Below are 26,558 nucleotides of genomic sequence, written 5' to 3' on the forward strand. Positions count from 1 at the left end.
CCTCAGAAATGTAACCTGCTTACTCCATAAAATCATACGTGCCATCTCGCAGCTCAAACGCCCATGTTGCCGTCAATACAACTGTCTTATCTGTTATTACCGGACGATACGCTGGGAAAATAGAAACAATACTGGATCGCTTCTGATAATACTGCAGCCTTTCTTCCAAAGCGTCACCAGACATGATTTCGAAATCACGCCGCTGCACCGTCTTCAGGTCTGGAATAATCATCGACCTCTCGAATCCGGATATAATCCCCTTCTGAACTTGCATTTTCATGGAGCCATAACCCTCAGCCTGCGGCGTAATAATCGGCAAGGATTCATAGTACTGTCGGAAGGTGAACGAGTGATTATCGATTGACTGCTTCTGCGGCGTGCGAGAAACGATATATTTCCCATCCCAGCCGATATGCTGATTAATAAATTTGATACCCGCCTGCAAGTCATCTAATACCTCTGTTTTACTTTCTACGGGTGCAACAGGATCCGAATACGTAACCCACCGCAAATCTCGATTTAGCTGAAAACCGCGCTTGCTGTCCGTATAAATTTCAGAACCGTCGCGTTCTTTGAGATATCGGGTAATACCCGGATCAACGAACAGGCTTTGTTTCAGTTGGTCTGCCGTCAACAAGCTATAATTAAATATATAGTTCGGCAGTCGAAGCGGCTTTATTGGGAGATAGTAGTCCCCGCTGTTTGTCGATTTGTAAAGATTCGTCGGATCACCAAATGCCGCGAAATTCTCCACATCTTTACTTGTAAAATCGGCCCCGATGACTTCGTATCCAACACCCGGGGAATCCGTAAAGAAGAAGGCACGAACATCCTCGTTATTGCCCTTGGAGTAAATCCAAATCCGCGTGATTTTATCATTATCAACCGGCATTTCGCCTTCAATACGAAGCAGCTGCTGAAGAATCGTGAAAGGGATGCCGTCTCGGAATCGAATCTCAACCCCTTGCTGTTTCGTTCGAACTTCTTCCCAGTTTACATTAACCAAATACATCGACGTTTTGCGAAAGCCTTTAAAGCTTCGCTGCTTAATATTATCGAGCAGTCTTGTGTAGTAGTAATTATTAGGATATAGAACAGAGTGCTGCTGATTGCCTAAGTGAACGATGATTTGATCAGGAAACAGCATGTCATGAAGCTCCAATTGCTTACCTAATGTTTCCGTCTGAACATAATTACTTTGTTGAATAGGTTCGATCTTCGGCGGTGTGTACGAAGCTAGATAGAAGCTTTGGTACAAGCTCGTCCCAATCAGAACAACAAGAAGGATGGATTTCAGACTCTCGATCATAGCTCATCTTCCTCCTCTTGCTGAATCGGCAGTGTGAATACAACACGAGTTCCTTGTCCTAGTTCCGACTCCAAACTGATCGAGCCGCCATGTGCTTTTACTATTTCCCGGGCAATAGATAAACCGAGTCCTGTACCGCCCATATTGCGGGAACGCGCCTTGTCCACACGGTAGAATCGGTCAAAAATGCGGGACAGATCTTTCTTCGGGATGCCAATTCCGTTATCCTGAACCGAAATTTCCAATACATCCTTCTCGATCTTTCTCGCTTCCAGCCGAATTGCCCCTTCATCACCCGTATACTTAATCGCATTCGACACGAGATTGTCGAGCACTTGATCAATTTTATCCCGATCGAGTAGTAAGCGGGTCACGCCCTGCTCCACATGAATTAGAATTTGAATCTTACGCTGCTGCAGCTGGAAAGAGAAGCGGTCGGCTACCTCCTCCAGCATCTCGCTCACAAGCGTCGATGATTTACTCATCATCGATTGCTTGGAATCAAGCCTCGATAAATGCAAGAGATCCGTCACTAAGCGGATCATCCGCTCTGTCTCGCTGCGCGTAACGCTAATGAAGCGTGAAGCCAGCTGCGGCTCCTCGATCGCGCCATCATCGAGCGCCTCCAGATAGCTCTTGATCGTCGTCAGCGGCGTGCGCAGCTCATGCGACACGTTCGCTACGAACTCGCGCCTCGCCTGCTCCAGCTTCTCCTGATCCGTTACGTCCTGCAGCACCGCAATAATGCCGTTCTGCCCTTCACCTCGGCGATGAATCGGCGTGAACGTAATACGTACAGACAGCTGCTCATCGTCATCGGGGAGATGAATATCCAGCAGCGTTGTACTAACCTGTCCTTGGAGGAAACCGCGAATCGTATCCATCGGAATACCGAGCACCTCGGATATGTCCAGACCGAGCGTCGTCTCCTCTTCCGTCTGTAGAATCTGCTTCGCCCTGCGGTTAAGCACGATGACATGCCCTCTATCGTCAGTGGCAATGATCCCGTCATTCATATTCGTTAAGATCGAGGCGAGCTTCTCCTTCTCTTCTTCATTCAGCGAGAGCGCTTCTTTAAGCCTATTCATCATAAAATTAAACGTTTGACCTAGCTGTCCAATCTCATCGGTCCCTTGAATAATAACCTGTTGGTCAAAGTTACCCTCTGCGACAGCCGTCGCCTGCTTCGTAATCTCTTTGATCGGATTCGTAATCGTACTTGTAAGAAGAACACCAAGAATAGCGGTTAGCCCTAGAGCGATCAATGTTCCCGAAATAAGGATGCGATTAATCGATCGAATCGTTTTATAGACATCTTCCATCGAAGCAATAATGTATACCGCACCCAGTACACGGGCACCGCTGCCTACCGGCTTGGCGATAATAACCTTCCGATAACCATCCTCATCCGTGAAGATCCGTTGGTTATCCTTAATCCCCTGGAGCGCCCTGATAACTTCCGGCTGCGTGTTCTTCTGTTTCAAATGATTAGGAACCGATGTGCTAATGACGTTACCGTTCGCATCTATAATTTGAATTTCCGCATTATTAATGGAAAATAAATTGCTGACGAATTCGTTCAAATCCGCATACGTCTTCTTGCCTTCAGCAGCGTTCTTGCTGTCCTGATCCCCTGTGAGGTATGACCCCACAAAGCCGGCTAGCAGCGTCACCTGACTATTGCGTGAAGCCAAAAAGTCATTTTTGAAATACGTCTCTACCGTCTTATAGAAATATACGCCAATGAGCTGCATCGCGATCAGAATGAGTAAGACATAAATAATAATCAGCTTCGCTTGAATCGATTGGAAGAAGCGGATGCCCTTCATGCTCAGAAGCCTCCGGCCTTAGGACTGCGCATTAAGTAGCCGAGGCCCCTGCGCGTCATAATATACTCCGGACGGCTCGGGTCCGTCTCCAGCTTCTCGCGTAAGCGCCGAATCGTTACATCGACAGTTCGTACGTCGCCGAAATATTCAAAGCCCCACACCGCCTGCAGCAGGTGCTCGCGTGTCATGACTTTGCCTGAGTTTTTGGCCAAATACTGAATAAGCTCGAACTCCCGATGCGTCAAATCGAGCGGTGTGCCATCTTTATACACCATGTACATGTCGTTATCGATAAACAGGGCATGAATACGCATCCCATTCCGCTGCGTGTCAGACTCGCTTGGAGCCGACTGCGCTTTCGTCTGTCTGCGCAGATGCGCCTTCACCCTTGCAAGCAGCTCCCTAGTGCCGAAAGGCTTGGTCACATAGTCGTCAGCACCCATCTCTAGGCCAAGCACTTTATCCAGTTCTGTATCTTTGGCTGTGAGCATAATGATAGGAGTATTCAGCTTCGAGCGAACCTCTCGGCACACATCCATCCCATCCTTCACAGGCAGCATGAGATCCAGCAATATCAGATCCGGCTGCTCAGAGAAAGCAAGCTCTACAGCACTTCCGCCGTCATAAGCACAGATGACCTGGTAGCCCTCTTTTTCCAAATTAAATTTCAAAATATCTGCAATCGGTTGTTCGTCATCCACCACGAGAATTTTACCAAACAAACCTACCACCGCCTACTCAAGGATAAATGACTTCGTCCTATAGGGACGAGCATGTAAAGTCAGTCTATTTCCAGCATACTACCCTCTATTTTATCATACATTCAAGTAAGAAGCCCTCTACCTGTGGCAAATCAAAACTTATTCTTTCTATTGTGGAAAAAAGAGACAAGGCCCCCCCGAGTTGTCCGGTTTGGCCTTGCCTCTATCTATAATTAGCGGTTTAAATACTTTAAAGGATTTTCTAAACTACCACTTTTGTGAATCTCAAAATGTAAATGAACACCCGTGGAGTCGCCTGTACTTCCCATAATACCGATTTTATCGCCTTTTTCGACGATTGTACCTTCGGTGGTAGTAATTTTACTCAAATGGCCATATAGCGTCTCGTAACCGTTCAAATGATTAATAATAATATAATTGCCGTAATCGGATTTATAACCGGTTTCCGTGACTTTGCCGTTATCGGCCGTCATGATATTCTTGTTGCCTGTGATATCAATCCCTTTGTGAAGCTTGCCCCAACGCACGCCGAACGTACTTGAAATACTTGGGGAAATGACAGGCCACGCGAACTTCCCTGAGCCTTCACCTTGAACCACTTTCGTTCCTTTTTTCACCTTAGCCATAACAGGTTTATCAATGATCTCTTCATTCACAAGCTTCTCTTCGGTCATTAAACCGTCGACCTTCGTCACTTGAATCGTAACCTTCTTCAGCCCATTCTTTCCGGCCGTTATCGGTTGAACTACACCTACACGAAGTGAATCATCTTTCACATACTCAGTGTCGTATTGAATCTCCTGATTCTGTACAACCCGTTCTGTTGTCTTAACAGAGAGCGTAGGTTTGAGCACCGTTACATCAAGTTGGTTGCCAATTTTCAGCTTATCATCTTGAAGGCCGGGGTTCTTATCATAAATGAATTGCTTCGTAATCCCTAATTTCTTCGCGATACAGGAGACACAATCTCCTTCGACAACTGTATACTTGGCAGGCTGTACATCACCGGTCTTGAGCTTCTTAACAACATCCTCCGGTTTAGCCAAATCATTTGGTTCGATAGGAACTTCCTTAGTATCGACTTGCTGAATAAACTCTACTTTCTCGAGTTCCGATGGTGCTGTTGTGATATCCTCACCCAACTCTGTTGATAGCGCAGCTACCTTAGCGGTTTCCTTGGCTTTAGGCGCGAAGGGTGCACTTACCTGTTCAAGAATACGATCAGCCGTCTGCTGATCCTTCACAATGGCGATGGTTTTCCCATCTACCTTCAATTCAATGCCGACCGGTTGCGGCACAAGCAGCTTATCAAGTGTTGCCAAAACAGCTGAATCATCGGATTTTACGTTGAAAGCCTTTTCAGACTCATAGGTAACTCCGTTAGTTTTCAGCACGACATGCACATCTGGGAATTTTTGTTGAACCTCTTGCGGTTTTCTTTGCTTATATTCATCAATAATCTTATTGTCACTTACAATACCTATTTCTTGGCCATCCAGCTTCACATGATACACATTCACCATGCCCGCTTCTACATATTGATGTCCAGTAAACGTAATTATCCCAGTTAGAGCAATTGCACTAACTCCCAGAGCAAGGGACCATTTATGTCGTTTCATTACCGTTAGTGTCGTTGTTGTCGTTGATTCTTCCAGCTGCTTGTCTGATATTGATTCATTTCCGGTCAAGCTTTCTCGCTTAGGCGTGAATCTCTTGATGAGATCCATGACAAAGCGCATTCCCCTGAAACCTGTCATGATCTTCTCCCTTTGAACGGTTTTGCATCCGTAGATACATAAATAAACCTTGATTAGACATAATATCCATAAAGGATGTCTTCCTTTTGTTAAATTTAACACACTTTCTCTGCCTATTTCAACAAAATACTCGATATCCATGTGATAGATTCGTGTCCATCACCAAAAGAAGGCGCTAAACATTCATTTTTTTGTATGGAAATCCAAGAGATTATGCGCACAACTACAAGGATTGACGAATTTGCATGAAAAATTGAAAGGGGATATCAACGATGGAAATTAATTTGGCAGCCACATTCCTAAATAGACAAAATTTGGAACAAGCGGCTGAAGTACTTAAACTGCAAGGTGTAATAGATCTCAAATTCGATAATGGCATATTACCTAGTTCTGATCAACAAGCGGACAGCTTCATTCAATCCGTAGACAGCTTTGCTGCTGAGCCCTCCTTTGCACTCATGGTAAGTGTTGAGAAGTCACGCTATCGCCAAGCTGAGGATACGATTATCAAATACGGCGGGCAGCTCCATTAATACATCCAAGTAAGGAAAGGATTAATACTTGCTAAGGATATCTGTAAGCTGCTTCAATTCCTTCTCACTTAAGTACTTTTTAAGCGTGTCATTGACTTGCTTCAACTCCTCTGTGGTAATCCCATCTTCGAGCAAAACGGATAGATTCTGCACGTCACTTTGCGGCAGCTTGGCAACAACTAAAGAAAATATTTTCATCTTATCGTCGCTGGACAGTGCTTCTTTCTTTTTGGCAAAATCCTCCGTCGACATGACGAGTTCCTTTTTCTGCTCGTTCGCTTCACTTCGCGCTCTTCCCATAACGGCTATGGCATCATCCTTGGCTCCTTGGGAAGCATCTCCGCCGCCCATTGAACTAACTCCACTTGTGGGAAGTTGATCGTTTGGACTAGGGCTAGATAGGCTTCCAGACGGGTTGAGACTAGGAACAGGCTTCGTAGGTGCAGGGCTTTCAGCTGGGGCAGCTTGCTTCCCCCCGTCTCTACGCATAACTATATTCAGCTCCCCCGCCAATCTTGCAGCAAATTCGTTAAATTGAACCTTTTTACCCAAAGCTGGGATCTGATATTGTCGAAATATATCCTCCACGTACATATTTACAACATACCATGTCGTAAACATCGTTATCGATGTAATTAGGACTGTTCCAATGACGATTTTACTTAACCATGCTATTAATTTCATTCTCGCTATCACTCCTGGCGCATAATCATGTTCCTCCCTTCCAGTATTGACGAAATCATCTCCATTAAATCCCTTTTTGATAAAAAAGAAATCCTCTAAGCTGCAAAACAGCCCAAAGGATTTCTTAAAGTTATTCAGGAAGAAGCGAACATTACGCTTCATTTCTTTTTTGATTATGCGTAGATTGGACGAACCAGGTTCGTTTGTTCGCGATTACGACCTACAGAGAAGATCGCGATTGGAATACCTGTCAGCTGGGAAACACGCTCCACATAATGTCTGGCATTCTCAGGCAGATCGCTCAGCGTACGTGCGCCAGATACGTCTTCTGTCCAACCTGGAAGCTCCTCGTATACTGCTTCACACTCGGAGATAGCTTTCAGGCTAGCTGGGTAGTGCTCAATTAACTCGCCGCGGTACATGTAGCCTGTGCAAATTTTCACCGTTTCAAGTCCTGTCAGAACGTCTATGGAGTTAAGGGACAAGCCTGTAATTCCGCTAACGCGTCTTGCGTGACGTACAACAACGCTGTCGAACCAACCAACACGACGTGGACGACCCGTTACCGTACCGTATTCAAAGCCTTTTTCACGAATCCAAGCACCAATTTCATTGTCCAACTCCGTAGGGAACGGACCATCACCAACACGCGTCGTGTAAGCTTTCGCCACACCAATGATGTTGTGGATCTTCGTTGGGCCTACGCCGGAACCGATACATACACCGCCTGCAGTTGGGTTCGAGGAGGTAACATACGGGTATGTACCTTGGTCGATATCCAACATAACACCTTGTGCACCTTCGAATAGTACTCTGCGTCCTTGATCAATGTATTGGTTCAATACAACAGACGTATCCGTTACATATGGACGAATGACTTCTGCGTATGCGAGGTACTCTTTAAGAATCGGCTCTACATCAAGCCCCTGTGAACCATAAACTTGTTCAATCACAACATTTTTCTCTGCAACGATTCGTCTAAGCTTCAATTCGAACTCTTCCGCATCCATCAAGTCAGCGATACGAATACCGTTACGAGCTGCTTTATCCATATAACAAGGTCCGATCCCTTTGCGGGTCGTGCCAATTTTGCTATCACCTTTGCGATCTTCTTCCAGACCATCCATCAGCAAATGATACGGCATAATGACATGCGCGCGGTCACTGATGTTGAGGTTCGTCGTCGTAAAACCATTATCATGAATGTAGTTAATTTCTTCAATGAGCGCAGCCGGGTTAATAACCATGCCATTCCCGATTACACAAGCTTTATCTTTGTAAAAAATACCTGAAGGAATCATCGTTAGCTTATATTTCTTCCCGCTAATAATGATCGTATGGCCGGCATTGTTACCACCTTGATAACGAGCAACGACCTCAGCAGATTCCGCTAAGAAATCCGTGATTTTCCCTTTCCCTTCATCTCCCCATTGCGTACCGACAACAACAACCGTTGACATATGCACTTACCTCCGTACGGTGACGAATCACCCATAATGAGCCGTTATGGCTTTAGTACCACAGAGAGAAGTTGGACTTCATTAAAGCGCTAAAGCGTCTAGCGTCCATCGTACTTTCCCTCTGGCGATGCAAATACCTCTATACCGTTACACACTTAGTGAACCGGTTCAGAGGGCTTACTCACCGCAAAGGAACATCCAGGTTTCTTCGGCAGTCATCTGCAGGAAGTGAACCTACCTTACGGCATGAAAAACGACCTTATTTCGAAGTTGCCTTACGATAAGCAGGCATTCGACCAAGGTTTTTTCACCGTCTCTAGTGTAGCAGTCCCCCTGAGCAAAGTCAATTAAAAACGAACAATTACACAGGTGCCTGTATAATCGTTCGGATATTGTGCAAACTAATAGGTTAGCTTTGCGAAAATAAAAAAAAGCAGCCGTCAATACTGCGCGGCTGCTGCTTCCTGGTGACTTCGATCCATATTCACGAACTTATTAAATTGCTTCAAGAATGCCAGCTCTACGGTTCCTACAGGACCGTTCCGCTGCTTAGCAATAATAATCTCGATAATGTTCTTCTTCTCGGATTCCTTATCGTAGTAATCGTCCCGGTAAAGGAACGCTACGATGTCGGCATCTTGCTCGATGGATCCCGATTCCCTAAGGTCAGACATCATCGGTCGCTTGTCCTGCCGCTGCTCAACACCCCGGCTCAGCTGCGAGAGCGCGATGACCGGAACGTTGAGCTCACGCGCAATTTGCTTCAGCGTACGGGAGATCTCAGAGACCTCCTGCTGACGGTTATCGCCTTTGCCTCGGCCGGCAATCAGCTGCAGGTAGTCGATGAGGATCATGCCGAGCCCCTTCTCCTGCTGCAGACGACGGCACTTCGCGCGGATGTCCGCGACCGTAATCGATGGTGAATCATCGATGTAGATGTTCGCTTCGGACAAGGCGCCAATCGCCATCGTCAGCTTCTCCCAGTCGTCGCCCTCGAGATAACCCGTCCGCATGCGGTTCGCGTCGACGTTCGCTTCCGCGCAGATCATACGCTGTACGAGCTGCGCCGCGCCCATCTCCAGGGAGAAGATGGCGACGGTTTCCTTGGCCCGCACGCCCACGTTCTGCGCAACGTTCAGCGCGAACGCGGTCTTACCGACCGAAGGACGGGCGGCCAAGATGACAAGGTCCGAGCGCTGGAAGCCGGACGTCATCTTGTCGAGGTCAATGAAGCCCGAAGGGATTCCCGTTGACCCTCCCTTATTCGAGTAAAGCTGCTCCACTTTCTCGAATACTTCCATGAGCACATCGCGAATAACCACGAAGCCGCTGGAGCTGCGGCGCTGCGAGATCTCAAGGATCTTCGCCTCCGCTTCGCTGAGCATCGACCCAACATCGTCCTCATTGGCATAGCCATTGGAGACGATCTGGGTCGCCGTGCGGATAAGACGGCGTAACATCGACTTCTCCTCGACGATAGCCGCGTAGTAGTCAATGTTTGCTGCTGTTGGCACCGCATTAGCCAACTCAGAAAGATACGTCACGCCGCCGATCTCTTCAAGCTGCTGCTTGTTCTGTAGGCGCGACGTAAGCGTGATCAGGTCAACAGGCTCCTGCTCTTCTGCGAGTTCTACGATCGCCTCGAAGATGCGTTGATGTGTACCACGATAGAAGTCGTCGCTTGATATCCGCTCCATGGCGGTAATCAAGGCTTCGCCGTGAATCAAAATAGCACCGAGTACGGCTTGCTCGGCTTCTATATTTTGTGGGGGTACACGATCCATAAACATATTATCTCCGCTCATGCTGCTGTACCCGCCTTTCTTTTCGTTAGTTAGTTTACTAGTCTTGGATGAGAAGCTTTCCAATCGTTCTGTAACATCCATGGTTCATCTTAGTCTTCTACTTAGACTGCTACTCTTTCATAACCTCACCGATTGCTAAGTTCCTTCGCAAGGTCATAGGGCTGCTACTCCAGAGCAAGTACTCTATACATTGGACTGGTCATACATCATACAGCATTCTGCTACAACTCTTTGAGCTAAAAGTAACTATATGCAAAAAGTGCAGCAAATCCCCGCTAAATTCGCATTTTGAGCAGAAATGATGTATTTAGTGCATCAAATATCCACAATTCGGACTGAATTGGTTTCATGTTTGAACAATTAGCTGCACGTTCTGCATCAAATCGCCTGAGAAATACTGGTATAGACTGAATTTACTGCACCTTTTACATCTTCGCTGCCAAAGTGGGCATTTATGTTGATGCAGAAATACTTACAGTTAGTCAACCTATCATTTCCAGCACAATCAAACAATTTAGAAGGTTTGGAGGCTTACTCTTTACTCTTACTCTCAATCTCTTAACTCTTTACGCTCACAAATCTCTTAAACATCTCTACATCCATCTAATAAAGTCCTTTAAAGCAAACCGCGTGAAATACCGGGATCGTAGACTCTACAACCGCGGTATTACCTCACAATAGATAAGAGCCCCTCCAAGGGACTCTTACCTTCATCCATGTTCTTTCTCAATAACGCTGTTTCTCTTGCTCCAGAACACGCTACCTACGTTCTGTTACTCTACCTCTTACTTCTCTTCCGTCACGTGTACGTTCAAGCTAGCTGTTACTTCACTATGCAGTTTCACAGCAACCTTCGTAACACCAAGCGTACGAATTGGATCTTCCAGCACGATTTTGCGCTTATCGATTACAATCTTGTACTGCTTTTCTAGAATCTCTGCGATTTGCTTACTTGGTATAGCTCCGAATAGACGTCCGCCTTCACCGGCTTTCGCCTTGATTTGAACCGTCATTTCACCAAGCTTCTCACCGAGTGCCTGAGCATCGGCTTTCTCTTGATCCTTGCGGCGCTGCTCGGCTTTTTTCTGATTATCCAGCACCTTAACGGTTCCTTGTGTAGCTGGAGCAGCAAGTCCCTGCGCGATTAGGAAATTCTGTGCGTAGCCCTCAGATACTTCTTTCACTTCGCCCTTCTTACCTTGGCCTTTTACGTCTTTTAGTAAAATGACTTTCATTCGAAAAGTCCCTCCTCTTCCTGCATTTCCTCTAATACTTTCTTCAATCGGTTCGTTGCTTCCTCTAAGGTGCCATCTATCTGCGTAGCTGCATTCGTTAAATGCCCGCCTCCGCCCAGACGCTCCATCACGATCTGAACGTTCATCTGTCCTAGCGATCTTGCGCTAATCCCGATCAATCCGTCCGGTCGTTCGGCGATGACAAAGGATGCCATAATATTCGTCATATTCAACAATGTATCAGCTACTTGCGCAATCATCAACTGAGAATATTTGCGATTTGGCTCAGCAACTGCCAATGCAATGTGTTCGTAAATCGTTTCTGTATGTTTAATGACTTCCGCTCTCTCGATATACGAATCGAGATCTTCCTTCAGCAATCGCTGAATTAAGGCGGAATCAGCACCATTTCGGCGCAAATAGGATGCCGCTTCGAAGGTTCTTGCTCCAGTTCGGAGGCTGAAACTCTTCGTATCAACAACGATCCCAGCCAGCAGCATCGTTGCCTCCAACACTTCCATGGTTAGCTTTTCATTGATATATTGAAGCAGCTCCGTCACAAGCTCACACGTTGAGGACGCATACGGCTCCATATAGACGAGTGTCGCGTCATGGATGAACTCCTCACTACGTCGATGGTGATCGACAACTACGACCCTGTGCGTCTGCTGCAGCAGCTTAGGCTCGGCTACCATGGACGCCTTATGTGTGTCCAAAACAACCGCCAGCGAGCGCTGTGTCGTAATTTGCATCGCCTGTTCCGGCGTAATGAACCAACGATGCAGCCGCTCATCGGCAGCAATCGTCTCCATGACTTTCTGAATCGAGGGATTAACGCCCTCCAATACAATATAGCCTTCCTTGCCGACTACCTGTACAGCCTTCAAGACACCAATCGCTGCGCCAACGGAGTCCATATCAGGAAACCGATGACCCATGATGATCACTTTATCGCTATCCTTCATGAGATCACGCAAGGCATGAGAAATGACTCTAGCCCGAACCCGCGTACGCTTCTCAACCGCATTCGTTCTTCCGCCATAGAAGGAAAGTCGCTGCCCGACTTTGACCGTGACCTGATCGCCGCCGCGGCCGAGTGACATGTCTAGTCCCATCTGTGCCATTTGGCCAAGTTCCATGAGCTGCTCAGCTCCTGAAGCGATCCCAATACTAAGCGTCAATGGAAGCTTATTTTCAATCGTTAAATCCCGCACTTCGTCCAGGATTTCAAAACGCGTTTGTTCCAGTTGGCGCAAAGCCTTCTGATCCATAAGAATAAGGAATCGATCCGACGACGTCCGGCGCAAATAGAGCTGGTACTTCTGAGCCCATTCGGTAATCTCACCAGTCACCTTAGCCAGCATAATACTGCGGGTCTGATCATCGAGACCTTGTGTCGATTCCTCCAGATTATCCATCATTACGATGCCGATCGCTGTTTTCTCATCTTCGTACTTCTTCGCCAAAATCGCTTGCTCCGTTATTTCACGGAAATAAAGCAACCGCTCCTCAGGCTTAATCCACACTTGATAAATAAACTTCCCAATCGACAGTTCCAGCTTGTCACTTTTGTCGCTTTTATCCTTTTTGTTTTTCAAATCAGGGAAGAATTCAAATAGCGACTCGCCAATGACCGAATCCTTCTCAAGCATTTTTGCCACAAAAGGGTTGTGCCACTCGATGCGCTTCTCTTCATTATATAAAATAATTCCGATGGGAAGGCCGCTCATCACTTCATTGCCCGCTTTTTTCACTCGATGTGTAATCGTACCAACGTACGTATTTAACTCTCTACGAAAAGCAGTCTCCGCTTGCAGCGTAAAGTAGGCCAATACACCGCAGATCAGAAAGGCTGTGAGGCCCAGCCACCATTTGAACATATAAATAATGGCTGTCAGAATGATAAGTAGGACGAAAATCCACACGATATGTTGACCGTGCCACCGCTTTAAAAGGAACTTCGGCATTCGAACTAGCTCCTAATCCTATATATTTTTCTTGAACCGTTCTCGGATTGGAAACGCAACATCAAATACCCCTAATAAGCTGTATACGATAAATAAAGGAGGCATGAAGCAAAGTAAAACAATCGCCACGATGGGTAATATTGGCTTCCACTTGTTCACATGGGCAACAAAGAATAGAAAACAAATCGCCTGAATAGCAAAGGCTAGCATAAGCAGCGGCATCGCATTCATTAGTAGCGTAGAAATCAGCGAAATGGAAGCCGGATTAATAAATAAATCTAAAACAAATACAACTAAATAGATCCAGACAAGCGATTTCTGCAGCATCCACTCCCTCATCGGGCGCAGTCCTGGAATCCCTTCTCCTGTTTTGTTGAGCAGCCAGCGGCTAATGCCGTGGGAGACAAACGTGTAGAATAGGGCAACAAAAATTAAATATAAAGGAATCACTTGCACGATGAAATTGACATACCAATCCTGATCTTTTGGCAAAATATCGCGGATCCCTGGTGGCATGGCCGCTATACTTTCCATCATGAATTGCTTGAACCTGGCAACTGGATCAAATCCGAACGCATACCCGATAACAAGACTCACCAGAGACTCTGCCAGAATCGTGATAATTCCTGCCGTCAACACGGATCTTGCCGCTGCTTTACGTTTATATAAGTTACCCATGACCAGAACAGGCGGTAAGAAGAACAGGGATACCGACATAAGGAATATTCCCTGCCATTGGGTAAGAATATAAACAACGAGCAAGCTGAGCACATAGCTAATGACGAAACGCCTTGTGCTTGATTTTACATATAACATTAGAACTGGAATCATGAGAAAACTAAATGTGAAAATAATAAAAGGCGTCATTAGGGATAGCAATGAGACGATCGTCACTGCGCTCCATATGATGCTTTGCCAACTTCGTTTCCCCAACCGGGCTCACCTCTTACGTAAATGTTCTTCTAACGATGAAATGTCGCCGTACCAGTCCTCAAGTTGATGGCCCTCTTGGCGGTGCTTCTTCATTTTCTCTACAATAGCTTCGTCTAAACTGTGAAAGGAAATGCCTAGTCTTCTGCCTAAGATGTAACCGCTCGAAATTAAGCTGGCTAATCCATCTACAATTTTCACATGGCTGCCTTCCCATATACCTTTGAGCAGATGAGCCACATGATCTACGACTTCTGTCTTGAGCCATTCAATGACTTTGGCCCGTCTGGCTAGGTCAACATCCTTTTCCCTATTCAGCAACCGTCATCTCTCCTCATTCAGCAATGACTATTGTGTCAATTATACCACAAATAGGCACAAGAAAAGAAAGCCTCTACAGCGCTGTTCGATCTCCTTGCGCCCAAGGTGTTGATATAACTAGAAATTCGACATCTTCCAAGGATTCGTTACGAATTTTGTGCGGAATACCTGGCAAGATTGTGCAACCTTCCTGCGGCTTCAGGATGATGTCCGTACCATCAATCCACATTTTAGCTTCTCCACTTAAAATGAAGAAAAACTGCTTCGCTTTTTGATGCACATGCTTAACTTCACTCGCGCCCGCCGGCATACGCTCTTGAATAATGGTCCTATCCGCATCCCGCTCTAGGTACCAGCCGTCGCAAGCATCGCCCCATATGTAGTGATCCGCCTGCTCTTTGTGGATTTTCACGATTGGTTTCTCCCCTCGTCGTTTGCTTCTTGGCATACAAAAAAGACAGCCGTTAGATACAGCTGCCTTCTTGGTTTAACCCTATTCCGTTGTGTAAGGCAACAATGCGATTGTACGGGAGCGCTTGATAGCGATCGTCAATGCACGTTGGTACTTAGCGGAAGTACCAGTTACACGTCTAGGAAGAATCTTCCCGCGCTCACTGATGAACTTTTTAAGAGTTTCAATATCTTTATAGTCAATGTGCTTGATTTTGTTTACTGTGAAGTAACAAACCTTACGACGTTTACCTTTACCGCCTTTACCACGAGGAGCAAATTTGCGGTCGCCGCGATCTTCACTGTTGTTATCTCTTTTTTGGAAAGCCATTAGTTTGTTCAGTCCTTTCTACTTTAGAATGGCAAGTCATCATCGGAAATATCGATCGGTTTTCCGTCATCAATGAAAGGATCCTGCTGCTCGCGCGATCCACCGCCACGATTGCCACTGCCGCTTCCGCCGCCGTAGCTTGCGTTTGCGTTAGATGATCCGCCTTCTTCGCGATTACCGCCGCTGTTGCTGGATTCAAGGAAACGTACATTATCGGCAATAACTTCGGTCACATAAACGCGCTTGCCCTCATTGTTGTCGTAATTCCGTACCTGAATACGTCCTTCCACTGCTGTTAAACGACCTTTACGCAAATAGTTCGCGCAAGTTTCAGCAAGCTGCCTCCACGTGACGATATTGATAAAGTCCGCTTCCCGTTCTTTCGACTGTGAATTCGTGAAAGGGCGGTCTACTGCAAGTGTAAATTGTGTAACAGCTACGCCAGCTGGCGTATAACGAAGTTCTGGATCTTTGGTCAATCGACCGATAAGAATAACACGGTTCAACATGGAACAACCCTCCTGACGAAAATACTGGCATGTATTAAGCTACGTCGTTTACGATTAAGTGACGAATAACTTCGTCCGAAATCTTAAGTACGCGATCAAGTTCAGTTACAACAGCAGGTTCTGCGTTGAAGTGTACCAGCACATAGTGCCCGTCACGGAACTTCTTGATCTCATACGCAAGACGGCGTTTGCCCATCAGGTCATGTTTGGAGATTTCTCCCCCACCGTTCGTGATGATGCCTTGGAACTTTTCTACCGTAGATTGAACAACTTCTTGTTCAACGTCTGTACGAATGATGTACATCAGTTCATATTTGCGCATGTATTTCACCTCCTTTTGGACTAAGCGGCTCCTCTTTAAGCTTGTCAGACAAGCGAAGGAGCAAGGAGCGAGGATTCTTATTCAAAACTCGCACCTGAATACTATAGCAAATCGAGCGACATATTACAAGTTTTTCTCTAACAAACTGCGAAGGAGGAAGCTGGTAATGGGATTCATACATGCTTCCCCTCCAAAGGGGTAATCTAAACATGAATGTTATTCTTAAGAAGAGGTGATCATCATGGGTGAATGGACACAATTCAATGCTGGCGATCATGTTCCTAACGACGGTCAGTATATCGAAGTTGGCGAAAATGCTTTTCACATGGGGATTAATAACCCCAAAATCGTGACACTGAAAAAGGGTGATACCTTCCCTGAAACGAGCAACCACAATCGGAAATGGCATCGGAAACATCTACGGCAGTAAAATTGAAGTTCAACATGAGTAGGAGAATGAGCTATGAGAACTACCACGTTTACCTGGCTGTTTACCTTCCTAGGTGCTGCCTTGTGCTTGGTTCATTATTTATTTCATGATCATGATGCCTTCTATATGCTGTTCTACGCGCTCAGTGTACCAGCATGGTTTGCATCAACATTTACGAACATCTATGAGATTTCCATGTTTCGAATGCTCATCATTTATGCGTTAACGATCGCCTCATGGGCCTTGGTTGGGTATATCATTGACCGTTTCTCTGTCAGCTACAGACGGCGGGATAGGAGTCATTAAACGTAACGACTCTTATGTACTGGAAATACCTCTGAACAATATGTTCAGGGGTTTTTTGTATTTTTGTATGCTGCTCTTTCCGGCTAGCTTGCTATGCTTTATAATTTACTATATCTACCAATCTACGTACGAGGTGAACTTTTTGGACGAAAATAGATATACGCAGCGTGAGTCTCGCTCTAGTGATCTAACCCCCTCTCCCACATCCTCTTTTAGCCGCAGAAAGCTTTTATCTACACTTGGTGCAGCAGGCATAGCCTTAGCAGCCGGGGACTTGTTCATGCCTAGCAATAAGGCGCATGCGGCAACCTCTTCCACTCTTTTCTATAATGTCAAAGACTTCGGAGCCCGCGGCAACCGACGCTATGATGAAGACGATGCTCCTTTCATCCAAAGCGCAATTGATACTGCTGCTCTATCAGGGGGCATAGTTTACATCCCGCCAGGCATGTACTTCCTCAAGATACCCTTACGCGTGAGCGCGAACATAACCTTAATGGGGGCCGGCAGCAGCAGCATCCTTCGGTCATCCACTCATAAATTTGGTCTACTTAATTTATCTGCAGTTCAACATGTACATATCCAGGGGTTATCCTTCCAAGGAATTGGATCCTTCGGAAATGCCTCGGTTCCACGCATTGAATGCGGAATTGCACTCGACCAAGCTGCCGACATTACCATCATAGATTGCACCTTTTCGATGATTGATAATGGCATAAAATCTGTTGATTCTAACCGAGTAGTTGTCGAGAACTGTACCTTCGATAACATTATCGGAACACTAGATTACGATACCCAAGGTTATGGCATCTGGTGCAGTAATGTTAAGAATCACCATTTTGTGCAAAATCAATTCAACATGCTGTTTCAACCGTGCATCACATTGTCTAATGGCAGCAGCCATTCTGTCATCGCGAGAAATCGCATGCAGAAGTGCTATCAGTCTGGGATTGACCTTATATCCGGTCCCAAGGAAGAACCTTGTCAGTATAATACCCTTTCCGATAACATCATTGAGAATTTTACAAATTCAAGTGGAAATAAAGGGTATACCTACGGCATCCGCCTCAAGGGTCACTGCATCTCCAATATGATTACTGCTAATATGATAAATGATATCGATGATATTGGTATTCAGTTGGTAGGACAAGCGGACATCCAACAAAAACGCCCTCATCACAATATCATATCCAATAATCAGCTCCAGGCTATAGATAATAACGGTATTGTCCTCATTAATGCTTATGATAATCAAATTCGTCAGAATTCTATTCGAAATTGTAAAGCAGACGGCATTTTACTAGCTGCCGAAGGCAAAGATAGCGGTTCGTACTCGGATAACAATCAGTTAACGGGTAATAGCTTAAACACCTGCACCAAAGCACCGATCCGCATCTCGGATTTCAATTGCCGAGAAACCATTCTCTTTGGCAATGTGGGTTCAGGCAACGGTGAGAAAATTTTCGATAAAGGGACTAATACAACCACTTCTACCTTATAAGAAAACCTTTTCGAGGCCATTCAAAGATGAACGACCGCGTTAAATAAGTAAGACTTTGGTCTCCGACCTAAGATCCCTACATTAGGTTTTTATCGCCAATAAGAAAGTAAAAAGGCCACACAACCAATAGGTGTGCGGCCTTTTTACTCTCGTTATTTCTGATAAACTCGCTTCTCCGATATCTTCCCATCCGCAAAGAAAACGAGCTGCACATAATAACCAGGTTGATTGGATATCTCGAACTCATACGTTTTCTTTCCATTCTCATCTTTAACCAGCTTGCCTTTGGATCCTGTCAGCTTCACTACGTCATCGTAGGTGCCTGTCATACTTATTTTATCGGCCTGTTCCTTCGTTATCTTAGGAAGCGGCTCATCCTTCGTCGCATTGTCGCCGGCCTTTGGTGTCGCAGTAGCTGCTGTTCCCCCAGTTGGACTGCTTGTCCCGCTCGGCGTTGCAGAAGCCCCTGGAGAAGGCTGTACAGTCACTCCAGCAGTTGGACTTGCTATGCCCCCCTCATTCTTCTTGGAGCACCCTGTGACGACCACAGCCAGCACCAGAAGCATCATCACCCAAATTCTCATATCGATCTGCCTCCTCATTTTACCTATGCCTAGATATGGGGTTATTTTGCTTCCTTTCCTTGCCTTTTATTCCCTACCTACACAAGCAAAAGAGCTCTCTACGTCTTCATAGACGTAAAAAGCTCTTAATTTGTTTCACGATCTTGTTCCATTAGAGTACGGAATGGGTGGGAGTCGAACCCACAAGGCTCGCGACCCCTAACTGATTTGTCTTATCAAAGATTAGCCTTAGTAACATACCCTAGATGTGCGCGGCAACCTTCCTGAATTAGGCATCTACACTGTATCGTATAGTTATTCACCTACATATTGTATAAAGGAAGGCGACCAGTCTGGAATAAATATCTCATCATAAGGAGTGAATCAAATGGCATTTATGCCGTCTCAAGGAGCAACCGCAAAGCCACAATCTCCTCCACCTATGTTCGTCCCAGCAAAACCTTCTACATCCTATATTATTGACTGCCAATATCAATACACTTATGTGTGGTTATGGACTGGAGATAACTTTTGGTTTTACCCAACTCGGGTTGAATATGGTGAAATTTCAGGTTATCGATGGAATGGCGCATATTGGATGTTTTACGGATTCGATTCAAACTTAATTGATGCTGTTTCATGTCCTCCAATCCCAACTCTATACTAAAAGTTAACATCGCACTAAACACAAAAGGAACAACCGCCTTGAATAAGCTCAGGCATTTGTTCCTTTTTTGACTTATATAAAAACTCCATTGGAAACAACATATATTATTTCTAAGTCCGGATCAGTCAGGTACTTTTCCGATGAAATTTTCTCGTTTTGAGAAATAAAAAATGGCTCCATCCTGGAGCCACTTCATTTAAAGCTTGTACGGAAAGAGTGGGAGTCGAACCCACGCACGCCTCGCGACGCCTAACTGATTTCGAGTCAGCCCCCTTGGACCACTTGGGTACCTTTCCATGAAAAGCGAGAACAGGACTTATTGTATCAAAAAAGTCAGGCTCTCGCAAGTGTTTTTCCTGAACCCTTTAGGAGGACTCTTCTTGCATCTCTGTATTGGATCGGAGTACTTTTTTCAGCTTACTTTCGAACTTCGTTCTCGGCACTAATACACTGTGTTTACATCCTACACATTTGATCCGAATATCCATGCCCATCCGAATGATTTCCATTTCATTGGTGCCACACGGATGGGGCTTTTTCATTTGCACAATATCGCCAAGTTGATACTGCTTCTTCTCCATTCGTCTGCCACCGCCTTTTCCGAATTTATGGACATGATCTTCTTGGGTTATAGCACTTCTATTTGTGTGATATTAAGTTGCTTCTTAATCTCGATATTTAGAAGTCTAGTGACATTAAATTGTCTTGTCGGCTTGCACTCCGCGATAATACGAATTTTCAAATCCGTCGTACCCACCATCTGAACACCAAGCACCTCAGGTTCTTTCACAATATCATCGGTAAGCAGCTGAACTTGCTTCACCGTTTCCTTGAGGATTTCAGTGGCTTTATCAATATCCAAATGAAGAGGAATCGTCACATCAACTACGGCCAGTGAATTGTAAGTGGAAAAATTGGTGACCTGTTTGATATTCCCATTCGGAATAATATGCACTTCACCGGTCCAGCTCTTAATCCGGGTTACTCTAATCCCGATTTCCTCCACCGTACCTTTGAATGAATCAATCTGAATGACATCCCCCACTCCGAATTGATCCTCAAAGATGATGAAGAAACCTGTTATTACATCTTTGACCAAACTCTGTGCCCCGAAACCAATTGCTAGTCCGAGTACACCTGCTCCAGCTAGTAAAGGACCTATATTTAACCCCACTTGCCCTAATATCAGCATTATGCATATGAGATTGATCGTGTAAGCTATTAGATTATGTATGAGACTTCCTATTGTGTTCGTTCTTCTTCTATCAAATTTCAACGGAGACTTATCTCTTGCTGAAATCATATGCGCAATTGTTTTGTCAGCGATTTTTATGCAAATTTTAGCTACTACATAGATTAATATAATTTTAACAACAATCCAAAATATCGAAGCTATCATTTCCGGTTTCGTTATATGTTCGTTTATCCATTGACCTAAATCTGCAAAAAACTTAGTTACAAAGGCCATGTGCAGCCCCCCTTAATTTCATTCCATCGTAACATATTTATCGTCATTTTTAAAATAGATGCCTCTTATTTCAACACTTTCAGAATGAATAATATCTCTTACTTGTTCTAAATTCTCTCCCGGAAATTCAATAGACAGTGCGCAGCCTGCAGTGATTTCTTTTGGAGTTGGTCTTATGTCGATCTCGATATCTGCATACTCTAGCAGCATTTCTGCCCTCAGTGCTTGTTGAGTAGAATCGAACGCTAGCAACATGATTGAAAGTTTCAGGGAAAGTCCCCCTCTTCTACGTATAAATGTCCCTATCTCTCCATATACTAGTAAAAAAAGTAGTAACATTTGGAGGGATACGATGAAATTCCAATTTGGTTTCGATGGAGTGAAAAATACGGTTCTAGAACCACTGAAGATTCAACATACAGATGCCGATACTCCTTATCTTCTCTCAAAGCATTTACACACCATCTTTAGCAAACTACCAACCTATCAACCAATCGTTGTCATATGTGTAGGGACCGATCGTTCGACTGGTGATTCCTTAGGACCATTAGTTGGTTCTCATTTGAATCGAACGACCAACCTCCGCAACCTCCATCTTTTCGGTACTTTAGATGAGCCTGTCCATGCCATGAATTTAGCTGAAACCGTGGATAAAATCAACAACCAGTTTCAAAATCCCTTCATCGTTGCCATCGATGCTTGCCTTGGTCAAGTATCCAGCGTAGGCTGCATTCAGGTTGCAGATGGACCTCTTAAACCGGGCGCCGGTGTTAATAAAGATTTGCCACCAGTTGGTAACATCCATGTAACCGGAATTGTAAATGTCGGTGGATTTATGGAGTATTTCGTCCTGCAGAACACGCGGCTTAGCTTAGTCATGAATATGGCGAATATTATTGGTGACGCTCTTCATTCAGCTTTGCGTCGCACGCAATCCTATACACCTAATGCTACAGCTGCTTTAAAGTTTGATTAATCGCTACTTTTTCTTCAGGGCTTAGCGTATACGTTGATTGTGCATTCTGAATCGGCTTAGCATATAAATACATTTGCTCGCGGCTATGTATTCCCGTTAGAATGACTCCATCTTGATAATCATCTAATATAGCAATTGTAAAACTTAAATCACTTCCACCTTCATTGAACGCATTATAGCGATGAATCGCGATTTTTGACTTTGTCTTCATCAATGCTTGACGAATCGTTTCAACCTTGGCTGAAGTCGCTATTGATTCGGCCTTTTGCTCGTTCAATCCTTTTTGCATGTCAATAAGGAGTTGTTCTATATTCTCTGCTTTTGAGCCGTTCATCATTTGTGTATATTGTTTACGCAGGGAAGCTAATTTAATGGATACAACTAATATGAAAATAAATAGCACTACAATTAATGCGAAACAAGCTAATACGATGACCCCACCATCAAGGCCAAACAGTTCCCCCATGATTTATCCCTCTTTCTACTTCGCATACTGCGTTTGAATCTCTTTTACAGCATCAATCAACGCTTCCACTTCATGATCCGTTGTGAAATAGCCAATACTCGCTCTTACTGCACCTTTAGCTAAAGTTCCAGCAGCTTCATGCGCAAGTGGCGTGCAATGATAACCTGAACGGACAGCAATTTGAAAAGATTGATCCAAGATAAAGGCCACTTCCGACGAATCCGCATCGTTAATATTAAAGGAAACAATTCCTGTTTTATTTTGTCCAAGCGTCGGCCCAAGAACCGTGACTCCTTCAATTCCCAGTAACCCTTCCATCAAGAGCTGAGTTTGACGCCACTCTTTCTCATGAATTTTTTCTACGGTTTCAGCTAGGACAAATTTCACGCCTTCATTCAGTCCCGCTATTCCAACTGTATTTTGTGTCCCAGCTTCATAGCGATCTGGTCGCACGGTGGGTTGGTGTATGGCCTCCGATTGACTCCCCGTACCTCCATGTAACAGCGGCTCTAAATCAATGTCCGGATGAATGTATAAACCGCCAGTCCCCTGAGGCCCTAGGAGCCCTTTGTGGCCCGGAAATGCCAATATATCAATATTCATACTCACTACGTCAGTTGGCAGTATACCGGCACTCTGAGCTGCGTCTACGAGCAGCCTAACGCCTTGTGTACGACAGATGTCTCCTATTTCACCAACTGGCATAATAGTTCCCAAAAGGTTAGAGCTGTGATTAACAATCACAAGCGTTGTATTGGGTTGGAATGCCTTCTTCAACTCATCTAATCGAATATTACCTTGTTCATCACTAGGGATATACGTAAGTTCAACCTGAGCCGAGGACTTCAAATATTCAAGCGGTCTACGCACGGAGTTATGCTCGATATTAGTGCATATCACGTGATCTCCAGCTTTGACGAATCCCTTGATTGCTTGATTCAGCGCATGGGTTGTATTTAATGCAAACGATATATCATTTGGGTTTCTTATCCCAAATAAACGCGCCATATTTTTTCGAGTTTCAAATAATACTCTGCTGGCTTTCACTGCCATCTGATGGCTGCCCCTGCCTGGATTGGCTGCGAACTCATGCATACATTGCATCATAGCATCCATAACGGCAGGCGGTTTTGGCCACGAAGATGCGGCTTGATCAAAATACATAACACCCTTCATTTTGTCACCCTCTCTCATGGATAAACGGCTTTCGCCGTCCTTAAAGACGAGCACGCTTAATAAGGTTGTGCGAACCACGTTAGTTGTAAACTTACTTATCAACTCATAAATATAGCATACCTTAGTTTGATCTTTCAGTTCGAAAGAAAACCATCGGTATGCTATCTAATTTTAAGAGATTTTACCTTGAAGTAATTCTAGCAGACGGTTTAAATCGTCTTTGGAATAGTAGAGAAGTTCAATCTTACCTTTATCCTGCTGATTTTTGATTTTCACCGTTGTGCGGTAAATATCTCTCAACTGATCTTCGGCTTGATTAATATATGGATCTCTATTCTTTTCTTTTTGCTTACTTCTTTCTTTTTCTTGCCCAGGTGTCTCTTCTAACGTTTTCACAGCTTCTTCAAGCTCACGTACACTCCATTGTTTACTGATGGTCGTTTCAGCGAGTTCTTTCTTCACCTTATCGTCCTTCACACCCACAATGGCTCTAGCATGTCCCATTGATAATGTTCCACGTGAAACATATTGTTTAATGGATTCTGGCAGTTGCAGCAATCTCAGAAAGTTAGCAATATGCGATCTACTCTTTCCAACCTTTGCAGAAAGCTCTTCTTGTGTTAGAGAAAACTGATCAATGATACCTTGGTAAGCAAAAGCAATTTCCATCGCGTTAAGATCTTCACGTTGTACATTCTCAATCAAAGCGATTTCCATGACTTGCTGATCCGAGAAGTTTCTTTCAACAGCAGGAATCGTCGCTATCCCTGTTACTTGAGAAGCACGGAATCTCCGCTCACCCGCAATGATCTCATATCCTTTGAGAACTTTACGCACAATAATCGGTTGAATAACACCATGTTCCTTAATTGAATCTGCTAACTCTCTAATACTATCTTCATTGAAATTTTTTCTAGGTTGATAAGGGTTTGCTCTCAATTGGGATAATGGAATTTGGATAACTTTATCACTTTCATCAATATGTAAAGAAGTAATTAAAGCATCCAATCCCTTACCTAAACCTTTAGAAAGGCCTTTGGTCATACAGAGATCACTTCCTTCGCAAGCTCTAAATACACTTCCGCGCCTTTTGATCTAGGATCATACGTAATAATGGATTGTCCATGACTTGGCGCTTCACTTAAGCGAACATTTCTTGGAATAATCGTTTGATATACTTTTGTTTGGAAGTATTTTTTGACTTCTTCAATAACCTGTATACCAAGGTTAGTTCTAGCATCAAACATAGTCAATAAAACACCTTCAATTTGAAGCCCTGTATTAAGATGCTTTTGAACTAAGCGAACGGTATTGAGCAGTTGGCTTAATCCTTCAAGCGCATAGTATTCACATTGAATTGGGATAATGACAGAATCGGCAGCAGTTAATGAGTTAATGGTTAGAAGGCCTAGTGACGGAGGACAATCAATAAGGATGTAATCATATAAATGTTTCACTAACTGGAGGGATTTCTTTAATCGTACTTCTCTTGAAATCGTTGGAACAAGTTCTATTTCAGCCCCAGCTAACTGAATCGTAGCAGGAACTATTTTGAGATTTGGAACATTGGTTTCAACCGTAGCATCTTTGGGGTGAACGTCATTAATTAGTACATCATAAATACAATTAACAACATCCGCTTTGTTTACACCAATACCACTTGTTGTATTGCCTTGTGGGTCGATGTCGACAAGAAGCACCCTTTTCCCTAAAGAGGCTAGGGAAGCACCTAAATTCACAGAAGTTGTCGTCTTGCCGACGCCACCCTTCTGATTTGTTATTGCAATTATTTTAGACAAAACCATTTCACCTCAATCGCTTATGTTCCAAATGCCATACTAAAGCAGTACTACTATCTTAACATATCTATGGGCGAGTTACCTTATCAATATTTGATAGTTTATGTCCATAAGATGCAAAAAAACGGCTTGCGCCGTTTAAGGTAGCAATAAATGCTTTATTATCGTTTAGGAATCTTAATTATAATTTCGTAATGATCATCATGATCTTGCTCAGACGTATTAATATTTAAACCAGAACTCGAAACCATCTCTACAGATTGGCGAATCGTATTTAAAGCTAAACGAACATCCTTCGTAAAAGAGACGCGACGAGATTTTTTGAGCTTAGTAGCTTCCTTTAAGAAATTAATTTTAATTTCTGTTTGCTTTACGTTGAGCTCTTTGGCGATAACTTCTTCGAGAACTTTTACTTGCAATTCTTCTTGATCAAGCGCCAATAACGCTCTAGCATGACGTTCAGTAATTTTACGTTCCATCAATGCCATTTTAACTGGCTCGCTTAGATGCAATAATCGAATCTTATTTGCAATCGTTGATTGGCTTTTACCAAGACGCTGCGCTAAGCTTTCCTGTGTTAAATCGTGCATCTCTATTAACTGTTGATAAGCTGCTGCCTCTTCTATTGCTGTAAGTCCTTCACGTTGTAAATTTTCAATAAGAGCAATAGATGCAGCTTGAGAATCATTGAAATCACGTACAATCGCAGGGATTGTATCAAGACCTAGCTTTTTAACAGCTCTTAGACGTCGTTCACCAGCAATTAGCTCGAACGTGTTGTTTTTAACTCTGACAACGATGGGTTGAATGATCCCATGTGTGCGAATCGTTTGCATGAGTTCATCAATTCGATCGTCATCAAACAATAACCTTGGCTGATACGGACTTGGAATAATACTATTTACCGATATGTTCTTGACCTCGTCAGTCGTTGATCGATCTGTTAGGCCAAATAGCTTTGAAATTTGTTCTTTCATAGGAAAACTTACCACCAACTCTTCCCGTAGTTTAAGCGACCAAAATGATCCAAAGATAGACGACC

General features: G+C 44.3%; 30 protein-coding genes and 1 tRNA gene. 6 read left to right on the forward strand and 25 right to left on the reverse strand.

All coding sequences use genetic code 11. The features are described from left to right. Positions 1-19: 19 nt before the first annotated feature. The 4 genes from AC58U0_RS22090 to AC58U0_RS22105 all read right to left on the reverse strand — a co-directional run bounded on the left by AC58U0_RS22090 (position 20) and on the right by AC58U0_RS22105 (position 5,617). Positions 20-1,309, reverse strand: a complete 1,290-nt coding sequence (locus tag AC58U0_RS22090) for a YycH family regulatory protein (RefSeq protein ID WP_497381128.1) — start codon at positions 1,307-1,309, stop codon at positions 20-22. Continuing rightward, positions 1,306-3,138, reverse strand: coding sequence for a cell wall metabolism sensor histidine kinase WalK (walK, locus tag AC58U0_RS22095; protein ID WP_497381129.1), 1,833 nt, complete (start codon positions 3,136-3,138; stop codon positions 1,306-1,308). Before walK ends, AC58U0_RS22090 begins: the two co-directional genes overlap by 4 nt. A 2-nt stretch (positions 3,139-3,140) precedes the next feature. Then, positions 3,141-3,860: a response regulator YycF gene (gene yycF, locus AC58U0_RS22100; protein ID WP_029196128.1), complete on the reverse strand. Its 720-nt coding sequence runs from the start codon at positions 3,858-3,860 to the stop codon at positions 3,141-3,143. A 212-nt stretch (positions 3,861-4,072) separates the two neighbouring features. Then, on the reverse strand, positions 4,073-5,617 hold the full coding sequence (locus tag AC58U0_RS22105; protein ID WP_497381130.1) for a peptidoglycan DD-metalloendopeptidase family protein: 1,545 nt from the start codon (positions 5,615-5,617) through the stop codon (positions 4,073-4,075). A gap of 272 nt (positions 5,618-5,889) precedes the next feature. Between AC58U0_RS22105 and AC58U0_RS22110 the strand changes: the two genes are divergently transcribed. Continuing rightward, complete coding sequence (locus AC58U0_RS22110) at positions 5,890-6,150, forward strand: hypothetical protein (protein ID WP_497381131.1); 261 nt, start codon at positions 5,890-5,892, stop codon at positions 6,148-6,150. Between the two features lie 21 nt (positions 6,151-6,171). Here AC58U0_RS22110 and AC58U0_RS22115 read toward each other — a convergent pair whose 3' ends face one another. From AC58U0_RS22115 to rpsF, 11 genes are all read right to left on the reverse strand, one after another. Next, positions 6,172-6,834 carry a hypothetical protein gene (locus AC58U0_RS22115; protein ID WP_497381132.1) on the reverse strand — a complete coding sequence of 221 codons (663 nt, stop codon included), beginning with the start codon at positions 6,832-6,834 and terminating at the stop codon, positions 6,172-6,174. Between the two features lie 173 nt (positions 6,835-7,007). Next, positions 7,008-8,294: an adenylosuccinate synthase gene (locus AC58U0_RS22120; RefSeq protein WP_029196132.1), complete on the reverse strand. Its 1,287-nt coding sequence runs from the start codon at positions 8,292-8,294 to the stop codon at positions 7,008-7,010. A 440-nt stretch (positions 8,295-8,734) separates the two neighbouring features. Continuing rightward, the gene (gene dnaB, locus AC58U0_RS22125) at positions 8,735-10,099 is read right to left on the reverse strand and encodes a replicative DNA helicase (RefSeq protein ID WP_029196133.1); all 1,365 of its coding nucleotides are present in this window, start codon (positions 10,097-10,099) and stop codon (positions 8,735-8,737) included. A 785-nt stretch (positions 10,100-10,884) separates the two neighbouring features. Beyond that, a complete protein-coding gene (gene rplI / locus AC58U0_RS22130) occupies positions 10,885-11,334 on the reverse strand; it encodes a 50S ribosomal protein L9 (RefSeq protein WP_056838752.1) in 450 nt (149 codons plus the stop codon). Further along, positions 11,331-13,301: a DHH family phosphoesterase gene (locus tag AC58U0_RS22135; RefSeq protein ID WP_497381133.1), complete on the reverse strand. Its 1,971-nt coding sequence runs from the start codon at positions 13,299-13,301 to the stop codon at positions 11,331-11,333. Before AC58U0_RS22135 ends, rplI begins: the two co-directional genes overlap by 4 nt. Before the next feature lie 18 nt (positions 13,302-13,319). Next, complete coding sequence (locus AC58U0_RS22140) at positions 13,320-14,234, reverse strand: DUF2232 domain-containing protein (protein WP_497381134.1); 915 nt, start codon at positions 14,232-14,234, stop codon at positions 13,320-13,322. Positions 14,235-14,240: 6 nt separating this feature from the next. Continuing rightward, a complete protein-coding gene (locus tag AC58U0_RS22145; protein WP_029196137.1) occupies positions 14,241-14,552 on the reverse strand; it encodes a MazG-like family protein in 312 nt (103 codons plus the stop codon). Between the two features lie 73 nt (positions 14,553-14,625). Then, a complete protein-coding gene (locus tag AC58U0_RS22150) occupies positions 14,626-14,964 on the reverse strand; it encodes a cupin domain-containing protein (protein WP_497381135.1) in 339 nt (112 codons plus the stop codon). Between the two features lie 81 nt (positions 14,965-15,045). Further along, positions 15,046-15,333: a 30S ribosomal protein S18 gene (gene rpsR / locus AC58U0_RS22155; protein ID WP_029196139.1), complete on the reverse strand. Its 288-nt coding sequence runs from the start codon at positions 15,331-15,333 to the stop codon at positions 15,046-15,048. Between the two features lie 23 nt (positions 15,334-15,356). Beyond that, the gene (gene ssb / locus AC58U0_RS22160) at positions 15,357-15,842 is read right to left on the reverse strand and encodes a single-stranded DNA-binding protein (RefSeq protein ID WP_029196140.1); all 486 of its coding nucleotides are present in this window, start codon (positions 15,840-15,842) and stop codon (positions 15,357-15,359) included. A 34-nt stretch (positions 15,843-15,876) separates the two neighbouring features. Continuing rightward, entirely contained in the window at positions 15,877-16,164 is a 288-nt protein-coding gene (rpsF, locus tag AC58U0_RS22165; RefSeq protein WP_028557223.1) for a 30S ribosomal protein S6, read from the reverse strand. Between the two features lie 241 nt (positions 16,165-16,405). On the opposite strand from rpsF, the gene AC58U0_RS22170 reads away from it, so the two are divergent. The 3 genes from AC58U0_RS22170 to AC58U0_RS22180 all read left to right on the forward strand — a co-directional run bounded on the left by AC58U0_RS22170 (position 16,406) and on the right by AC58U0_RS22180 (position 18,401). Then, positions 16,406-16,594, forward strand: a complete 189-nt coding sequence (locus AC58U0_RS22170) for a YjzC family protein (RefSeq protein WP_057304405.1) — start codon at positions 16,406-16,408, stop codon at positions 16,592-16,594. Between the two features lie 33 nt (positions 16,595-16,627). Next, positions 16,628-16,900 carry a hypothetical protein gene (locus AC58U0_RS22175; protein ID WP_171644215.1) on the forward strand — a complete coding sequence of 91 codons (273 nt, stop codon included), beginning with the start codon at positions 16,628-16,630 and terminating at the stop codon, positions 16,898-16,900. 142 nt (positions 16,901-17,042) lie between these two features. Continuing rightward, positions 17,043-18,401, forward strand: a complete 1,359-nt coding sequence (locus tag AC58U0_RS22180; RefSeq protein WP_497381136.1) for a right-handed parallel beta-helix repeat-containing protein — start codon at positions 17,043-17,045, stop codon at positions 18,399-18,401. Positions 18,402-18,553: 152 nt separating this feature from the next. Here AC58U0_RS22180 and AC58U0_RS22185 read toward each other — a convergent pair whose 3' ends face one another. Beyond that, entirely contained in the window at positions 18,554-18,985 is a 432-nt protein-coding gene (locus tag AC58U0_RS22185) for a hypothetical protein (RefSeq protein WP_497381137.1), read from the reverse strand. A 367-nt stretch (positions 18,986-19,352) separates the two neighbouring features. On the opposite strand from AC58U0_RS22185, the gene AC58U0_RS22190 reads away from it, so the two are divergent. Continuing rightward, positions 19,353-19,631: a transporter gene (locus AC58U0_RS22190; protein ID WP_497381138.1), complete on the forward strand. Its 279-nt coding sequence runs from the start codon at positions 19,353-19,355 to the stop codon at positions 19,629-19,631. A 208-nt stretch (positions 19,632-19,839) separates the two neighbouring features. On the opposite strand, the gene AC58U0_RS22195 is transcribed toward AC58U0_RS22190, so the two are convergent. The 4 genes from AC58U0_RS22195 to AC58U0_RS22210 all read right to left on the reverse strand — a co-directional run bounded on the left by AC58U0_RS22195 (position 19,840) and on the right by AC58U0_RS22210 (position 21,354). Continuing rightward, positions 19,840-19,927: transfer RNA gene (locus AC58U0_RS22195), tRNA-Ser, on the reverse strand. 69 nt (positions 19,928-19,996) lie between these two features. After that, positions 19,997-20,212, reverse strand: a complete 216-nt coding sequence (locus AC58U0_RS22200) for a DUF951 domain-containing protein (protein WP_497381139.1) — start codon at positions 20,210-20,212, stop codon at positions 19,997-19,999. Positions 20,213-20,259: 47 nt separating this feature from the next. Then, positions 20,260-21,099, reverse strand: a complete 840-nt coding sequence (locus AC58U0_RS22205; protein WP_497381140.1) for a mechanosensitive ion channel family protein — start codon at positions 21,097-21,099, stop codon at positions 20,260-20,262. A gap of 18 nt (positions 21,100-21,117) precedes the next feature. After that, a complete protein-coding gene (locus tag AC58U0_RS22210; RefSeq protein ID WP_057304396.1) occupies positions 21,118-21,354 on the reverse strand; it encodes a putative Se/S carrier protein in 237 nt (78 codons plus the stop codon). Between the two features lie 97 nt (positions 21,355-21,451). Between AC58U0_RS22210 and yyaC the strand changes: the two genes are divergently transcribed. Beyond that, positions 21,452-22,075: a spore protease YyaC gene (gene yyaC / locus AC58U0_RS22215; protein WP_060645518.1), complete on the forward strand. Its 624-nt coding sequence runs from the start codon at positions 21,452-21,454 to the stop codon at positions 22,073-22,075. Here the strand turns inward: yyaC and AC58U0_RS22220 are convergent. The 5 genes from AC58U0_RS22220 to noc form a co-directional block, all read right to left on the reverse strand. Then, entirely contained in the window at positions 22,050-22,541 is a 492-nt protein-coding gene (locus tag AC58U0_RS22220; protein WP_497381141.1) for a DUF4446 family protein, read from the reverse strand. The genes yyaC and AC58U0_RS22220 overlap by 26 nt on opposite strands. Before the next feature lie 15 nt (positions 22,542-22,556). Continuing rightward, the gene (locus AC58U0_RS22225) at positions 22,557-23,717 is read right to left on the reverse strand and encodes an aminotransferase class V-fold PLP-dependent enzyme (RefSeq protein WP_497381142.1); all 1,161 of its coding nucleotides are present in this window, start codon (positions 23,715-23,717) and stop codon (positions 22,557-22,559) included. Positions 23,718-23,888: 171 nt separating this feature from the next. Further along, complete coding sequence (locus AC58U0_RS22230; RefSeq protein WP_057304392.1) at positions 23,889-24,761, reverse strand: ParB/RepB/Spo0J family partition protein; 873 nt, start codon at positions 24,759-24,761, stop codon at positions 23,889-23,891. Then, positions 24,758-25,516: a ParA family protein gene (locus tag AC58U0_RS22235; RefSeq protein WP_047684031.1), complete on the reverse strand. Its 759-nt coding sequence runs from the start codon at positions 25,514-25,516 to the stop codon at positions 24,758-24,760. The genes AC58U0_RS22230 and AC58U0_RS22235 overlap by 4 nt, the downstream gene beginning before the upstream one ends. A gap of 161 nt (positions 25,517-25,677) precedes the next feature. Then, the gene (gene noc, locus AC58U0_RS22240) at positions 25,678-26,493 is read right to left on the reverse strand and encodes a nucleoid occlusion protein (protein ID WP_057304391.1); all 816 of its coding nucleotides are present in this window, start codon (positions 26,491-26,493) and stop codon (positions 25,678-25,680) included. Positions 26,494-26,558: the final 65 nt, after the last annotated feature.

The organism is Paenibacillus sp. J31P190 (assembly GCF_059692075.1).

Coding starts and splice junctions, on each gene's coding strand:
- AC58U0_RS22210 (WP_057304396.1), bottom strand. CDS start 21,354: ATGTTGCTAGCGTTCGATTCTACTCAACAAGCACTGAGGGCAGAAATG.
- rpsR (WP_029196139.1), bottom strand. CDS start 15,333: ATGGCTTTCCAAAAAAGAGATAACAACAGTGAAGATCGCGGCGACCGC.
- AC58U0_RS22205 (WP_497381140.1), bottom strand. CDS start 21,099: ATGGCCTTTGTAACTAAGTTTTTTGCAGATTTAGGTCAATGGATAAAC.
- AC58U0_RS22105 (WP_497381130.1), bottom strand. CDS start 5,617: ATGACAGGTTTCAGGGGAATGCGCTTTGTCATGGATCTCATCAAGAGA.
- AC58U0_RS22170 (WP_057304405.1), top strand. CDS start 16,406: ATGGGTGAATGGACACAATTCAATGCTGGCGATCATGTTCCTAACGAC.
- AC58U0_RS22220 (WP_497381141.1), bottom strand. CDS start 22,541: ATGGGGGAACTGTTTGGCCTTGATGGTGGGGTCATCGTATTAGCTTGT.
- AC58U0_RS22090 (WP_497381128.1), bottom strand. CDS start 1,309: ATGATCGAGAGTCTGAAATCCATCCTTCTTGTTGTTCTGATTGGGACG.
- ssb (WP_029196140.1), bottom strand. CDS start 15,842: ATGTTGAACCGTGTTATTCTTATCGGTCGATTGACCAAAGATCCAGAA.
- AC58U0_RS22120 (WP_029196132.1), bottom strand. CDS start 8,294: ATGTCAACGGTTGTTGTTGTCGGTACGCAATGGGGAGATGAAGGGAAA.
- rplI (WP_056838752.1), bottom strand. CDS start 11,334: ATGAAAGTCATTTTACTAAAAGACGTAAAAGGCCAAGGTAAGAAGGGC.
- AC58U0_RS22185 (WP_497381137.1), bottom strand. CDS start 18,985: ATGAGAATTTGGGTGATGATGCTTCTGGTGCTGGCTGTGGTCGTCACA.
- AC58U0_RS22225 (WP_497381142.1), bottom strand. CDS start 23,717: ATGAAGGGTGTTATGTATTTTGATCAAGCCGCATCTTCGTGGCCAAAA.
- AC58U0_RS22110 (WP_497381131.1), top strand. CDS start 5,890: ATGGAAATTAATTTGGCAGCCACATTCCTAAATAGACAAAATTTGGAA.
- walK (WP_497381129.1), bottom strand. CDS start 3,138: ATGAAGGGCATCCGCTTCTTCCAATCGATTCAAGCGAAGCTGATTATT.
- AC58U0_RS22230 (WP_057304392.1), bottom strand. CDS start 24,761: ATGACCAAAGGCCTTTCTAAAGGTTTAGGTAAGGGATTGGATGCTTTA.
- AC58U0_RS22200 (WP_497381139.1), bottom strand. CDS start 20,212: ATGGAGAAGAAGCAGTATCAACTTGGCGATATTGTGCAAATGAAAAAG.
- AC58U0_RS22175 (WP_171644215.1), top strand. CDS start 16,628: ATGAGAACTACCACGTTTACCTGGCTGTTTACCTTCCTAGGTGCTGCC.
- AC58U0_RS22115 (WP_497381132.1), bottom strand. CDS start 6,834: ATGAAATTAATAGCATGGTTAAGTAAAATCGTCATTGGAACAGTCCTA.
- AC58U0_RS22190 (WP_497381138.1), top strand. CDS start 19,353: ATGGCATTTATGCCGTCTCAAGGAGCAACCGCAAAGCCACAATCTCCT.
- AC58U0_RS22135 (WP_497381133.1), bottom strand. CDS start 13,301: ATGCCGAAGTTCCTTTTAAAGCGGTGGCACGGTCAACATATCGTGTGG.
- yyaC (WP_060645518.1), top strand. CDS start 21,452: ATGAAATTCCAATTTGGTTTCGATGGAGTGAAAAATACGGTTCTAGAA.
- rpsF (WP_028557223.1), bottom strand. CDS start 16,164: ATGCGCAAATATGAACTGATGTACATCATTCGTACAGACGTTGAACAA.
- dnaB (WP_029196133.1), bottom strand. CDS start 10,099: ATGAGCGGAGATAATATGTTTATGGATCGTGTACCCCCACAAAATATA.
- noc (WP_057304391.1), bottom strand. CDS start 26,493: ATGAAAGAACAAATTTCAAAGCTATTTGGCCTAACAGATCGATCAACG.